The 12,577-nt window shown below is 69.6% G+C and carries 11 protein-coding genes; 6 read left to right on the top strand and 5 right to left on the bottom strand.

Annotated features, from left to right (window positions below; genetic code table 11):
- Nucleotides 1-178: 178 nt before the first annotated feature.
- A complete protein-coding gene (locus IEY70_RS06920; RefSeq protein WP_189064268.1) occupies nucleotides 179-649 on the bottom strand; it encodes an Lrp/AsnC family transcriptional regulator in 471 nt (156 codons plus the stop codon).
- Nucleotides 650-812: 163 nt separating this feature from the next.
- Here IEY70_RS06920 and ald point away from each other — a divergent pair, with 163 nt between their 5' ends.
- From ald to IEY70_RS06905, 3 genes are all read left to right on the top strand, one after another.
- Nucleotides 813-1,919: an alanine dehydrogenase gene (gene ald / locus IEY70_RS06915; RefSeq protein WP_189064267.1), complete on the top strand. Its 1,107-nt coding sequence runs from the start codon at nucleotides 813-815 to the stop codon at nucleotides 1,917-1,919.
- Nucleotides 1,920-2,341: 422 nt separating this feature from the next.
- Nucleotides 2,342-4,102 carry an ABC transporter ATP-binding protein gene (locus IEY70_RS06910; RefSeq protein ID WP_189064297.1) on the top strand — a complete coding sequence of 587 codons (1,761 nt, stop codon included), beginning with the start codon at nucleotides 2,342-2,344 and terminating at the stop codon, nucleotides 4,100-4,102.
- A gap of 25 nt (nucleotides 4,103-4,127) precedes the next feature.
- Entirely contained in the window at nucleotides 4,128-5,021 is an 894-nt protein-coding gene (locus IEY70_RS06905; RefSeq protein WP_189064266.1) for an aldo/keto reductase, read from the top strand.
- Nucleotides 5,022-5,201: 180 nt separating this feature from the next.
- On the opposite strand, the gene IEY70_RS06900 is transcribed toward IEY70_RS06905, so the two are convergent.
- Together IEY70_RS06900 and murA are read right to left on the bottom strand one after the other, a co-directional pair.
- Nucleotides 5,202-5,594 carry a helix-turn-helix domain-containing protein gene (locus IEY70_RS06900; protein WP_189064265.1) on the bottom strand — a complete coding sequence of 131 codons (393 nt, stop codon included), beginning with the start codon at nucleotides 5,592-5,594 and terminating at the stop codon, nucleotides 5,202-5,204.
- Between the two features lie 204 nt (nucleotides 5,595-5,798).
- Complete coding sequence (murA, locus tag IEY70_RS06895) at nucleotides 5,799-7,082, bottom strand: UDP-N-acetylglucosamine 1-carboxyvinyltransferase (RefSeq protein ID WP_189064264.1); 1,284 nt, start codon at nucleotides 7,080-7,082, stop codon at nucleotides 5,799-5,801.
- A 331-nt stretch (nucleotides 7,083-7,413) separates the two neighbouring features.
- On the opposite strand from murA, the gene IEY70_RS06890 reads away from it, so the two are divergent.
- Nucleotides 7,414-7,635, top strand: coding sequence for a transcriptional regulator (locus tag IEY70_RS06890; RefSeq protein ID WP_189064263.1), 222 nt, complete (start codon nucleotides 7,414-7,416; stop codon nucleotides 7,633-7,635).
- A gap of 28 nt (nucleotides 7,636-7,663) precedes the next feature.
- On the opposite strand, the gene IEY70_RS06885 is transcribed toward IEY70_RS06890, so the two are convergent.
- Complete coding sequence (locus IEY70_RS06885) at nucleotides 7,664-8,764, bottom strand: C40 family peptidase (protein ID WP_189064262.1); 1,101 nt, start codon at nucleotides 8,762-8,764, stop codon at nucleotides 7,664-7,666.
- A 274-nt stretch (nucleotides 8,765-9,038) separates the two neighbouring features.
- Here IEY70_RS06885 and IEY70_RS06880 point away from each other — a divergent pair, with 274 nt between their 5' ends.
- Complete coding sequence (locus tag IEY70_RS06880; RefSeq protein ID WP_229777710.1) at nucleotides 9,039-10,394, top strand: MFS transporter; 1,356 nt, start codon at nucleotides 9,039-9,041, stop codon at nucleotides 10,392-10,394.
- Nucleotides 10,395-10,458: 64 nt separating this feature from the next.
- The gene (locus IEY70_RS06875; RefSeq protein ID WP_189064298.1) at nucleotides 10,459-10,620 is read left to right on the top strand and encodes a hypothetical protein; all 162 of its coding nucleotides are present in this window, start codon (nucleotides 10,459-10,461) and stop codon (nucleotides 10,618-10,620) included.
- Nucleotides 10,621-10,805: 185 nt separating this feature from the next.
- On the opposite strand, the gene IEY70_RS06870 is transcribed toward IEY70_RS06875, so the two are convergent.
- A complete protein-coding gene (locus tag IEY70_RS06870; RefSeq protein ID WP_189064260.1) occupies nucleotides 10,806-12,560 on the bottom strand; it encodes an SLC13 family permease in 1,755 nt (584 codons plus the stop codon).
- Between the last annotated feature and the right edge of the window lie 17 nt (nucleotides 12,561-12,577).

The raw sequence follows: 12,577 nt of genomic DNA, 5'->3' as shown, positions 1-12,577 counted from the left end.
CATGAGATCGTCCTGATACGGACTCCGATTGAATGGCTTACAAAGCCGCTGGGTCCGAGCGAAGCGAGTAGGAGCAGAAGCGGGTTCCGGACGTGGAGTTGACAGATCGGTGGTGTTCCGATCTGTTAACGAAATAAACGGAATCCGTATGAAACGCCGCCCCTCGCCCCGGTTTCCGTCATTCCAGCGGGAGGCTGGTCGTGTGCTTCTCCTGCTTGACCACGATGGTACTCGCCGTGTTCCGCACGCCGGGAATGGCGGCCAGGGTGTTCACCAGGAAATGCTGGTACGCGTCCAGGTCCGGCACGCACACCTTGAGCAGGTAATCGATGTCGCCCAGGCACAGGAAGCATTCCAGCACCTCCGGGCGTTCCTGCATCTTCAGCGCGAACTCCTCGAAGCCCACCTTGGTCTGCTTGTCCAGCGTGACGCGCACGATCACCATCAGTTCACGCCCCACCAGTTTCGGGTCCAGCAGCGCCACGTACCGCTGAATCACCCCTTCCTCCTCCAGGCGGCGCACGCGGCGCAGCGTCGGGGCGGGCGTCAGGCCGATCTCGTCGGCGAGTTCCGTGTTCGGAATGCGGGCGTCCCGCTGAAGGATGCCGAGAATCTGCCGGTCCAGCGCATCAAGAACAGTCTGAGACATAAACAATCTCATTCTGACACAAAACCAGCAATAAAATTGCGATAACCGACCCGCCTGCGCCCCTGCGGGCAATCGAACGCCGGGCACGAACTGCTAATCTTGCGCTCAACACAGCAGCACACCACCGGCAGGAGACACCTGCGCGGACAACGAGGTCACACCCATGCACATCGGACTACCGAAAGAAATCAAGGTCAAGGAAAACCGCGTCGCCCTCACCCCCGGCGGCGTCGCCACCCTCGTCCGGCGCGGCCACACCGTCACCGTCCAGCACGGCGCCGGCCTCGGCAGCGGCATCGCCGATCAGGACTACGTCACCGCCGGCGCCACCCTCGGCACCGCTGACGAAGCCTGGGCCGCCGAGATGGTCGTGAAGGTCAAGGAACCCATCCAGAGCGAATACCACTACCTCCGCCCCGACCTCCTGCTGTTCACGTACCTGCACCTCGCCGCCGACCGCCCCCTCACCGACGCCCTGCTCCAGGCAGGCACCACCGGCGTCGCCTACGAAACCGTCCAGACGGGCGACGGCAGCCTGCCGCTGCTGACCCCCATGAGCGAGGTCGCGGGCCGACTCAGCGTCCAGGCCGGCGCGTACCACCTCCAGAAACCCGTCGGCGGACGCGGCGTCCTCCTCGGCGGCGTCCCCGGCGTGCAACCCGGCCACGTCACCATCATCGGCGGCGGGGTGGTGGGCACCAACGCCGCCAAGATGGCCATGGGCCTCGGCGCCAAGGTCACCATCCTCGACGTGAGCCAGCGCCGCCTCGCGTACCTCGACGACGTCTTCTTCGGCAAGATCACCACCATGATGAGCAGCGAAGCCAACATCCGCGACCTGCTCCCCACCACCGACCTCCTCATCGGCGGCGTCCTCATCCCCGGCGCCAAAGCCCCTCACCTCGTCACCCGCGACATGCTCCCCCTCATGCCCGAAGGCAGCGTCATCGTCGACGTCGCCGTCGATCAGGGCGGCTGCGTCGAAACCATCCACGCCACCACCCACGACGACCCCACCTACGTCGTCGACGGCGTCATCCACTACGGCGTCGCCAACATGCCCGGCGCCGTCCCCCGCACCAGCACCTTCGCGCTGACCAACCAGACCCTCCCGTACGCCCTGCTGCTCGCCGATCACGGCGTGAACGCCCTGCACCGCAACCCTGCCCTGATGCTCGGCCTGAACACCCACCAGGGCAAACTGACCTACCAGGGTGTGGCAGACGCGTTCGAGCTGCCTTACGTGGCTCCGGAAACGGCGCTGGCCTGATTGGCTGATTGCTGCAAGGTTCCCCACCCCCCAGCCCCCTCCCCCAGGGGGGCGGGGGGGCTTGCGTTGGCACTGGGCAGGTATTTCTCGGGCGTTCGTGGTGGGTGTGGGGCGGGGACGGCCACGCCTCACACGCCATCCTTCGCACCCGTTGCGTTCGCCCCGCGCGCTACGCGCACGACGGGCCTGGTGGCGATGACGCTCGCCTTCAAGGCTCCCCTTGAGGGGAGCTGTCAGCGAAGCTGACTGAGGGGTCCCCTGCGAAGCAGCTGTGTCCTGCGAAGCAGCGGTGTCGCCCTGCCCACTTCCCTATTGTCCTCCTGCTTCCCGCGTACCCTGTGGTCATGTTCTCCCGTCCTGGCCGCTCTGCTTCGCCCCTGAGTCCGGAGGGTCCGCGTGTGAGGCGTGATCCGCGTCAGTTGATGCGGCTCCTGGCGTTCGCGCGGCCGTACCGGGCGTTGTTCGTGGTGGGTGTGGTGGCGACGCTGGTGTCCAGCGGGTTGAATCTGGTGTTCCCGGCGTTGTTCGGGCGGTTGATTGACGCGTCGTTCCTGCGGGTGGGGTCGTCGGATACGTCTCAGCTGGACCGGACGGTGCTGTTGCTGCTGGGGATTTTTGCGTTGTCGGCGGTGTTCGGGGCGGCGCAGTCGTACCTGCTTTCGCGGGTGGGGGCGGGTGTGGTGGCGGATCTGCGGCGGGCGTTGTTCTCGCATCTGCTGACGCTCTCGCCGCGTTTTTTCGGGGATCACAAGACGGGTGACCTGACGAGTCGCCTGACGGCGGACGTGGGGACGGTGCAGACGGTGACGAGTACGGCGCTGGCGCAGGCGGCGGCGCAGTCGGTGAGTCTGGTGGGCGCGGTGATTCTGCTGATCAGTACGAGTGCGCGCCTGAGTCTGTTGACGCTGGCGGTGATTCCGCTGGTGATCGGGACGGCCGTGACGATCGGGCGGCGTATCCGCCGCGTGAGCCGCGAGGTGCAGGACGCCGTGGCGGGCGCGAACGCCAGTGCCGAGGAGGCGATCAGCGGGGTGCGGGTCGTGCAGAGTTTCACGGCGGAGGGCGTGGAGCGGGGCCGGTACGGGGAGGGGGTGCTGGCGAGTTTCCGGGCGGCGTTGCGGCGCGCGCAGTTGCAGGCGCTGATGGCGGGCGTCATGAGTTTCCTGACGTTCGGGGCGCTGGCGGTGGTGTTGTGGTACGGGGGGCGGCAGGTGATGGCCGGGAGTCTCACGCCGGGGAACCTGGTGACGTTCCTGATCTACGCGTTGCAGGTGGGGGGGACGGTGGCGGCCCTGACGGGTGTGTTCAATCAGTTTCAGGAGGCGCTGGGCGCGTCGGGCCGGATTTTCGAGCTGCTGGATGAACGCAGTGACCTGCCGCAGCCCGCGCAGCCCGCCCCACTGACCCGCGCGGAGGGCCGCGTGACGTTCGACGGGGTGGAGTTCGCGTACGAGGGTGATACCGAGCGGGCCGTGGTGTTGCGCGCCCTGAACCTGGATGTCCCGGCGGGGCAGGTCGTGGCGCTGGTCGGGCCGAGCGGGGCGGGGAAGACGACGCTGGTGAACCTGATTCCCCGTTTCTGGGACGTGACGGGCGGCGCGCTGCGCGTGGATGGGCGGGACGTGCGCGAGTACGCGCTGGCGGACCTGCGGGCGCAGGTGGGGCTGGTGCCGCAGGAGACGCTGCTGTTCAGCGGGACGGTGCGCGAGAACATCCTGTATGGCCGTCCCGGCGCGCGGCCCGAGGAGGTCGAGGCGGCGGCCCGCGCGGCGAACGCGCACGAGTTCATCATGGCCTTCCCGCAGGGGTACGACACCGTGGTGGGCGAGCGGGGCGTGAAACTGAGTGGCGGGCAGCGGCAGCGCGTGGCGATTGCCCGCGCGGTTCTCAAGGACCCCCGCATCCTGATTCTGGACGAGGCGACCAGCGCGCTGGACAACGAGTCCGAGGCGCTGGTGCAGGCGGCGCTGGAACGGCTGATGCAGGGCCGCACGACGTTCGTGATCGCGCACCGCCTGAGCACCATCCGGAACGCTGACCGGATCGTGGTGATGGACGCGGGCCGCGTCGTCGAGGACGGCCCGCACGCGCAACTGATCGCGCAGGGCGGCCTGTACCGCGACCTGTACGAGTTGCAGTTCCGCGCGCAGGAGGAAGGCCGGGCGGAACTGAGCGTCCCCTGACGCTGGCGGGTGCAGAATGCCGGGCATGGAGCAACGGGACTTCGGAACGACCGGCCTGCGGGTCAGTGCGCTGGGCCTGGGGGCCGGACAGATCGGGGACGCCGCGCTGACCGAGGAGCACGTGGGCACGCTGCTGAACCGCGCGGTGGACCGGGGCGTGACCCTGATCGACACGGCGCGCGGGTACGGCCTCAGCGAGGAACGCATCGGGCGGCACCTCGCGTACCGGCGGCACGACTTCATCCTGAGCAGCAAGGGCGGGTACGGCGCGGACGGCGCCGACGACTGGACCCCGCAGGCCATCCGCCTGGGTATCGAGCAGGCCCTGACGCGGCTGCGCTGCGACTGGATCGACATCTTCCACCTGCACTCCTGCCCCGCCGACACGCTGCGCCGCGAGGACCTGCTGGGCGCGCTGGACGACGCCCGCACGGCCGGACTGATCCGCGTGGCGGCGTACAGCGGCGAGAACGAGGCGCTGGCCTGGGCGGCGCAGTCCGGCCGGTTCGGCAGCCTGGAAACCAGCGTGAACCTCGCCGATCAGTGGAGCCGCCATCAGGTGCTGCCCGCCGCGCACAGCGCCGGACTGGGCGTGATCGCCAAGCGACCCATCGCGAACGCCGCGTGGCGCTTCAGCGAACGTCCGGTCGGTGAGTACGCCGAGCCGTACTGGGAGCGGCTGGGCATCCTGAACCTGAACGCCGTGCGCGAGGCCGCCGGGCTGGACTGGACGCAGTTCGCGCTGCGCTTCAGCGCCCACGCGCCGGGCGTGCACAGCGCCATCGTGGGCACCGCCAGCAGCGAGAACCTGGAACGCAACGTCCGCACCGTGCAGGAGGGACCACTGCCGCTGGACGTCCTGACGCACATCGAGGCCGCGTGGCGCGTCCACGGAGCGGACTGGGGCGGCGAGGTCTGATACGGACTCCGGTTGAAAGGGCTGCAAAGTCCTTTCAATCCGAGCGGATGCGAGTAGGAGAAAAACGGATTCCGGGCGTGGAGCGGGCAGATCGGTGGTGTTCCGATCTGTCGGCGAAACAGACGGAATCCGTATGATGCAGTCCGTCTGATCCGGAGTCCGTGTTGTCCGGAGTCCGTGTTAAGCGGGTTTCTGCCGTCCGGCGGTGCGGTCACGGGTCACGCCGCGCCGCGCGAACACCCGGTCCACCGTCTTGAAACTGACGGTCAGGCCCGTGGCTTCCTGAAGCAGGCGGGCGTGTTCGGTCAGGGTGGCGTTCGGGTGCTCGTCGAGCTGACGCAGCAGGTGCTCCTCGTGCTGGGCGGTCACGCGGCGCGGGCGGCCGCTGGAGCTTCCCACGTAGTGCAGCCTGCCCTGCTCGGCCAGTGCGAGGTACCGCCGGACGGTATCGGGATCGACGGCGAAGGCGCGGGCCACGCTGTGCCGGGAGTGGCCCTCACGCACGGCCGTCACGATCCGTTCCCGGAGTTCCAGCGTGTGCCCGCGACTTCCGACATGAGGGGTCCGTGTCATGCGGTCATTATGGCAAACGCCCCGCCACGGTCAGGTGGCGGGACGTTCGGCCGCTTTCGCGGGTCCGATCATACGGACTGCCGTCTGTTTCGCTGACAGATCGGAACACCACCGATCTGTTAACTCCACGTCCGGAACCCGTTTTTCTCCCACTCGTTTCGCTCGGATTGAACGGCTTTATAAGCCATTCAATCGGAATCCGTATCAGTCCATGGCGAGCGCGAGGCTCGGTTCGTTCTGGGTGACGTTCCCGCCGATGCCGCGCAGGCGCTCGGCAAGGCGTTCGTAGCCGCGGTTCAGGTACTGCACGCCGTCGATGATGGTGTCGCCCTCGCAGGTGAGGCCCGCGATGAACAGCGCGGCCCCGGCGCGCAGGTCGGCGGCCTTGACGGGCGCGGCGTGCAGCGGGCCGCCCTGAATGACCTGGGTGTAACCGCTGACGGTGATGTTCGCGCCCATGCGGGTCAGTTCGGCCACGTGCGTCAGGCGGTCGGGGTACACCGGGTCCTGCACGACGCTGGTGCCCTTGACGGTGGCCAGCAGGGCGCTCATCTGGGGTTGCAGGTCGGTGGGGAAGCCGGGGTAGCTCTGGGTGGTGATGTTCACGGGGCTCAGGTCGCGGTTCGTGGCGTCCACGATCATGCGGTTGCCGTCCTCGAGGATGTCCACGCCCATCTCCTGCAACTTGCCGGTCACGGCGCGCAGGTGGTCGGGGCGCACGTTGTTCAGGGTCAGGCGGCTGCGGGTGGCGGCGGCCAGCATCATGAACGTTCCGGCCTCGATACGGTCGGGAATGACGGTGTACGTGCCGCCGCGCAGGGCGCTGACGCCGCGCACGGTCAGGGTGTTCGTCCCGGCGCCCTGAATGTCGGCCCCGAGGCTGTTCAGGAATTCGATCATGTCGACCACGTCGGTGTCGATGCTGGCGTTCTCCAGCGTGACCACGCCGTCACCGAGGACGCTGGCCAGGACGGCGTTGTGCGTGCCGCCCACGGTCAGCAGTTCGAAGATGAACTGGCCGTTCAGGCTGCCCTGGCGGGTCGCCTCGAAGTTGCCGCCGTCCTCGCTGACCTGGGCGCCCAGGGCGCGCAGCGCCTTGACGTGCTGATCGACGGGGCGGGGTCCCCAGGCGCAGCCGCCGGGCATGGAGACGGTCGCGTGCCCGGCGCGGGCCAGGATGGGGCCCATGACGATGAAGCTGGCGCGCATCTTGCTGACCAGCGCGTAGGGCGCGTCGGTGTTCAGGATCTCGGGGGTGTGCAGTTCGAGGCTGTTCTCGCCCACCCAGGCGTGCTGCGTGCCGATGTGGGCCAGCAGGTCCAGGATGGTGCTGACGTCACTGAGGCGGGGAATGCCGTGCAGGGTGACTTTTTCACTGCTCAGGAGGCTGGCCACGATGATGGGCAGCGCGGCGTTCTTGCTGTGTTGAACGGTGATTTCTCCGCTCAGTTGGCGGCCGCCCTGGACGTGCAGTGGGGTCAGTTGCATGGGATTCTTCCTTTCAGTGAGTGGAGCGTGGGTGGGGCGGGCTTGGCTGGCAGGCCGGGCGCGTGAGCGGGTGAACTGACCCGCCGGTCCGGTGCGGCATGGTGCATGTTACACATCGTACTCAGCGTGTGTCCAGAACGACCATACAGGCTCACGGGAGTTTCAGGATGAGTCGGCCCTACACAGGGCCTATCAGGGCGATCTCATGATCGGGTCAGGTCCGGGTGCCGTTCCGTATTGAGGGCACTCATAGGCCGTGCTACGCTGCCTGCACGACCCCGCCCACGGCCTGCCAGAACCAGACTCAGGCGCGGTCCCTTTCAGGAGAGGCATGCCCAAGAAGGAACGTAAACGCCTGCAGGTGGTCATCAGCGACGAGCAGGACGCCCTGCTGACCCGCACGGCGTACGAACTGTCCAGCCCGGAACGGCTGATCAGCAAGAGTGAAGTGGTGCGCCTCGCCATCGAGAAAATCGCCCGTGAACTGGGCGAGGGCGAGAACCTGGAACAGTACCGCTCGATCCTCGACACCGACGAACTGACCGACGACTGACGGCCGCCCCCGCGCGGCCAGTCGCCTGTCAGCGGCCCAGGGCGACCGGGCTGCCCAGCACGCGCCGCGCCCACAGGTACCGTGGTCCCCAGTACCGGTCGGCGCGCAGGCGGTCCACGCTGACCCGCCCCTGGTAACTGTTGGCACTGACGAACGAATCGTCCCCCAGGTAGATCCCGACGTGCGATACGCGCCCCTGGCCCTCGGTGTCGAAGAACAGCAGGTCGCCGGGCCGCAGGTCGCTGTCTGCCACCGGCTGCCCGACCTGCGCCTGATCGGCACTGACGCGCGGCAGGTTCACGCCCAGCGGCGTGAATACCAGGCGCACGAACCCGCTGCAATCCGCGCCGCTGACGGCCTCGCCACCAAAGCGGTACGGCGTGCCCAGCAGGGCCAGGGCCGCGCTGCGCCAGTCCGTGGGTTGCGGCGCGATGTGCGGTTCGACCTGCGCGGCCGTCGGTTCGTCCGGGGCGCTGCGCTGCACGCGCGGCATCTCCTGCGCGGGGTGCAGGACCGGCGTGACCTGCGCAGGCGCGACCGGCAGGAACGGCGACCCGCCCACCCCCGGCGCGGTGGGCGCGGGACTGGTGGACGCGGGAAGGGGTGCGGCCACCACACCCCCACCCGTTCCCCCGTCGTGCGCTCCGGCCGGCAGGCGCAGCACCTGCCCGGCCCGCAGGACCGCGCCCGGCGGCAGGTCGTTCCCGGCCAGCAGGGCGTCCACGCTCACCCCGTAGCGGCGTGACAGGGCGTACAGCGTCTCGCCGGGCTGCACGGCGTGCGTCAGGTGGGCAGGCGGGGCGGTCGGGGTCTCGCGCAGGCGCAGCACCTGACCCACCCGCAGGTCCGGGCTGCTCAGGCCGTTCAGTGCCAGCAGGGCCTCCACGCTGAGGCCCGCGCGGCGCGCCAGACTGAACGCCGTGTCGCCCGCCTGCACCGTCACGCGGTCCAGGCCACGCAGGTCGCCTGCTGCCGGAACCGACACCGGCGCCGCAGGGGTCAGGCCCTGCGCGGCAGCCAGCGGCGCGCAGGGCAGGCACAGCGCGGGAGGCAGCAGAAGCGACAGCAGCGTGCGCGCCACGGAGGTCCGGGCGGCCGGGACGCAGGTTGGATCGGGCGGCGGGGTCATGGGTCGGGACTCGCAGGGGGGAGTAGTCAGCGGGCAGCGGCGGCCGTCAGGGAAGGCAGTCACGCCGGGCAGACAGACACCCGGTCATGAGCGAACCCATGAACCGAACATGAAACCAACTTGATCAGCGCACCGTAACACGCGCCCCCCGCCCCTGCCAAGCGGCGCGCGGCCCGGCCCCTGGCGCACCCGGCCGCCCGGCTGTCCCGTCAGGGTGGCCGCGCCGGGCGGCCCGGGTCTGGCCGTGACGGTGGGCGGGCGTATGGTGACGCACGTGATCACCCGCGCCCAGGCGTGGCGCACCCGGACGTTCAGTGCCCTGCGCCACCCCAATTACCGCCGTTACTGGTTCTCGCAACTGCTGTCCCTGACCGGATCGTGGATGCAGGCGACCGCGCAGCAGTACCTCGTGCTGGAACTCTCGGGCGGCAGCAGCAGCGCCCTGGGCTGGGTGACGGCCGCGCAGTTCATGCCCAGCCTGCTGCTCTCGCTGTTCGCGGGCGCCGTCATCGACCGCGTGCCGCGCCGCCGGGTGCTGCTGCTCACGCAGACCACGCTGCTCATGACCGCCACCGCGCTGGCCGTCACCACCCACCTGGGCGTGGTCACGCTGCCGCTGGTGATGATCATCGCGTTCCTGTCGGGCTGCGCGAACGCCTTCGACATGCCCGCCCGGCAGAGCATGGTCGTGGACTTCGTGCCCAGGGGCGACGTGCCGAACGCCGTGGCCCTGAACAGCCTGTCGTTCAACGTGAGCCGCACGGTCGGGCAGGCGCTGTTCGGCGTGATCGCCGCGCTGGGCGTGACCCTGCTGGCCGGCGGGAACGCGGCGGACATCTCGCGGCTGGCGCTGCCGTTCTACCTGAACGTCACGTCGTTCTTCGTGGTGCTGTACGTGATCGCCACGCTGCCCTTCCCCGCCCGCGACGCCGGACCGCGCGGCAGCATGGCCGAGGACGTCCGCGAGGGCCTGCGCTACGTGCGCGGCACGCCCGCCGTGCGCAACGTCATGCTGCTGGTCGGCGCGCTCAGCCTCACCACCATCAACTTCAACGTGATCATCCCCTACTACGCCCGCGTGGTGTTCGACGCGCGCGAGGCCACCTTCGGCGCGCTGTCCGCCGCGTTCGGCATCGGCGCGATGGCCGGGGCGCTGTGGCAGGCCAGCCGCCCCAACCCGCTACGCAACCTGCGGATCGGGGCGGTCATCCTGACCCTCAGCGCCGTCGCGCTGGCCCTGACGCCCGGCCCGGCCCTGGCCTTCCCGGTCCTGGCCGCCTGCGGGTTCGGCATGCTGACCCTGCTCGTCAGCGCGAACAGCAGCGTGCAACTCACCATTCCCGACGCGCTGCGCGGCCGCGTGATGAGCCTGTACTCCTTCGTGCTGGTCGGCATGGGCCCCCCCGGCGCCCTGATCGCCAGCAGCCTGATCAGCAGCGCCGGGCCGCTCGGGCCGCGCCTGGGCCTGATCACCCTGGCCGCGCTGGGCGCCGTGGCCATCGCCGCGCTCTGGAGCCGCCTGCCCCGCACGCCCGCCCTGGTACCTGCACCGGTCAACGAGGCGCCGGCCGCCACCCCGGCCACCCCCGGCGCGGCCAGCGGCGCCAGTTCCGCCTCCTCTGCCGACTGACGCCGACCGATCCTCCGACTGCGCGCGCAGGGTGCGCGCCGCGCGGGGCTGATATGCTGCGTGCATGGTTTCAGACCGCAATCCTGACCAATCGCACGTCCTGATGACCTGGGCGCTGATCGTGGTGGCCCTGGGCGCGATCATCGGGATCGGCACCACGGCCGCGCTGATGGCCCGCAAGGGCCGCCCCCTCCCGGACGACCCCGACGCTCCGCTGTTCATCTGACACGGACTCCGATTGAATGGCTTATAAAGCCGCCGGGTCGGGGCGGCTCCAGCTGGCGCCCCGCCGGGTTGTCAACGAACCGGGTGGCCGCCCGTACCGGACATGAATGGTGTGGGCGTGCGCCACAGATGATCACACCCTGAAGGCGGACGGAGTGAACCGGGTCCGCCTTCAGGGTGTGTCTGTCAGAACGGCCAGACGCGCGGAATGATCAGCAGGGCCACCACGAAGGTCAGCAGGGTCAGGCCGGAACCGACCCGCACGAAATCCATGAACGAGTAACGTCCGGGGCCGTACACCAGCATGCAGGACGGTTCCAGCGGCGTGATGAACGAGTTGCTGGCCGCCACCGTGATCCCGATGATGAACGGCCGGGGGTCGTACCCGAGCGCCTTGGCCGTCCCGATCGCCAGGGGCAGCATGACCAGCGCCGCCGCCTGGTTGCTCATGGGCTGCGTCAGGAGGACCGTCACCAGGAACAGCGCGCCCAGCAGCCCGTACGGCCCGAGCGGTTCGAGCAGGCCCGAGAGGCCGCCGGTCAGGACTTTCGCCGCGCCGCTGCTCTCGAACGCCGTGCCGAAGGCCAGCATGCAGGCCACCAGCACGATCACCGGCCACTCCACCGAGCGGTACGCTTCCTCGGGGGCGATCAGGCGGAACATCAGGCTCAGGGCGACGGCGGCCACGACCGCCACGGCCAGCGGCACCACCCCGGTCGCGCCCAGCAGGATCGCGCCGACGAACAGCAGCATCGCCAGCGGCGCGCGTTTCAGGTCACGCTGCCGTTCGGTCAGGTCGCCCATGACGACCAGATGCTCGCCCAGCGAGTCGATGCGTTCGGCGCCGCCCTGCACCATCAGCACGTCGCCCACCTGGATGCGCAGGCGGCTCAGGCGGTCCACGTTCCGCGCGCGGCGGTGCAGGGCCAGCACGGACGCCCCGTAACGTTCCCGGAACCGCGCTTCTTTCAGGGTGCGGCCCAGCAGCGGCGAGCCGGGCATCACGACCGCCTCGACCAGACGCACCGCGCCGCCGCCGCCGCCGCCGTCCTGCTGCAACTGCAACTCGCTCTTGGTGATCACGCCCAGCGTGCTGCGGCCTGCCAGGATGCGCTCTGTGGGGCCTTCCACGGTCAGGGTGTCGCCCTCCTGCACGCGGTAGTCCGGGCCCGGCGCGTACTGGGTGGGCAGCTCGCCCCGGCGCACGGCGACGACCGTCAGGCCGTGATCGCGGCCCAGCCCGGTCTCCCGCAGGGTCTGCCCGGTCAGGGGACTGCCCGCCACGATGGTCAGGTCCGCCAGGTACGCCCGCAGCGACTCTTCCAGCTGTGCGTCACGCGCGGGCAGCAGGCGCGGCGCGACGAAGAACAGGTACGCCAGACCCACCAGCGCCACGGGCAGACCCACCCAGGCCAGTTCGAAGAACCCCAGCGCCCGCTGCCCGCTGCTGGCCAGCGCGCCCGACACGACCAGGTTGGTGCTCGTGCCGATCACGGTGACCGTGCCGCCCAGGATGCTGGCGAACGCCAGCGGCATCAGCGCGCGGCTGGCGGGCAGACCGGCGCGCCGGGCCACGCCCGCCACGACCGGCAGGAACACGGCGGTCGTGGCGGTGTTGCTGGTAAAGGCGCTGACGCCCGCCACGGTGCCCAGCAGGGCGCGCAGCGTGCCCGTGGCGTTCCGGGACCGGCGGGCCAGGGTCACGCCGATCCACTCGATCACCCCGGCGCGCAGCAGCACCCGCGTCAGGATGAACAGCGAGGCCAGTGTCAGGACCGTGTCGCTCCCGAAGCCCGCGAAGGCATCCTTGGGTTTCAGCAGGCCCAGCAGCAGCAGCGCCGAGAGCAGGCCCAGCGCGGTCACGTCAACCGGGAGCCACTCGGTGGCGAACAGGACCAGCGCGGCAACGAACAGAATCAGCAGGATCAGGATGGGGTCCATGTGTCACCGGGAAGCGT

Source organism: Deinococcus seoulensis (assembly GCF_014648115.1).
In the GTDB taxonomy this organism is placed as follows: domain Bacteria; phylum Deinococcota; class Deinococci; order Deinococcales; family Deinococcaceae; genus Deinococcus; species Deinococcus seoulensis.
The sequence above is the reverse complement of the archived record's forward strand: the minus strand, read 5'-3'. Positions and strand labels throughout refer to the sequence as shown.

Excerpts from the sequence above, each read along its gene's own strand:
- IEY70_RS06920 (WP_189064268.1), bottom strand. The coding sequence starts at position 649 with ATGTCTCAGACTGTTCTTGATGCGCTGGACCGGCAGATTCTCGGCATC.
- ald (WP_189064267.1), top strand. The coding sequence starts at position 813 with ATGCACATCGGACTACCGAAAGAAATCAAGGTCAAGGAAAACCGCGTC.
- IEY70_RS06910 (WP_189064297.1), top strand. The coding sequence starts at position 2,342 with ATGCGGCTCCTGGCGTTCGCGCGGCCGTACCGGGCGTTGTTCGTGGTG.
- IEY70_RS06905 (WP_189064266.1), top strand. The coding sequence starts at position 4,128 with ATGGAGCAACGGGACTTCGGAACGACCGGCCTGCGGGTCAGTGCGCTG.
- IEY70_RS06900 (WP_189064265.1), bottom strand. The coding sequence starts at position 5,594 with ATGACACGGACCCCTCATGTCGGAAGTCGCGGGCACACGCTGGAACTC.
- murA (WP_189064264.1), bottom strand. The coding sequence starts at position 7,082 with ATGCAACTGACCCCACTGCACGTCCAGGGCGGCCGCCAACTGAGCGGA.
- IEY70_RS06890 (WP_189064263.1), top strand. The coding sequence starts at position 7,414 with ATGCCCAAGAAGGAACGTAAACGCCTGCAGGTGGTCATCAGCGACGAG.
- IEY70_RS06885 (WP_189064262.1), bottom strand. The coding sequence starts at position 8,764 with ATGACCCCGCCGCCCGATCCAACCTGCGTCCCGGCCGCCCGGACCTCC.
- IEY70_RS06875 (WP_189064298.1), top strand. The coding sequence starts at position 10,459 with ATGGTTTCAGACCGCAATCCTGACCAATCGCACGTCCTGATGACCTGG.
- IEY70_RS06870 (WP_189064260.1), bottom strand. The coding sequence starts at position 12,560 with ATGGACCCCATCCTGATCCTGCTGATTCTGTTCGTTGCCGCGCTGGTC.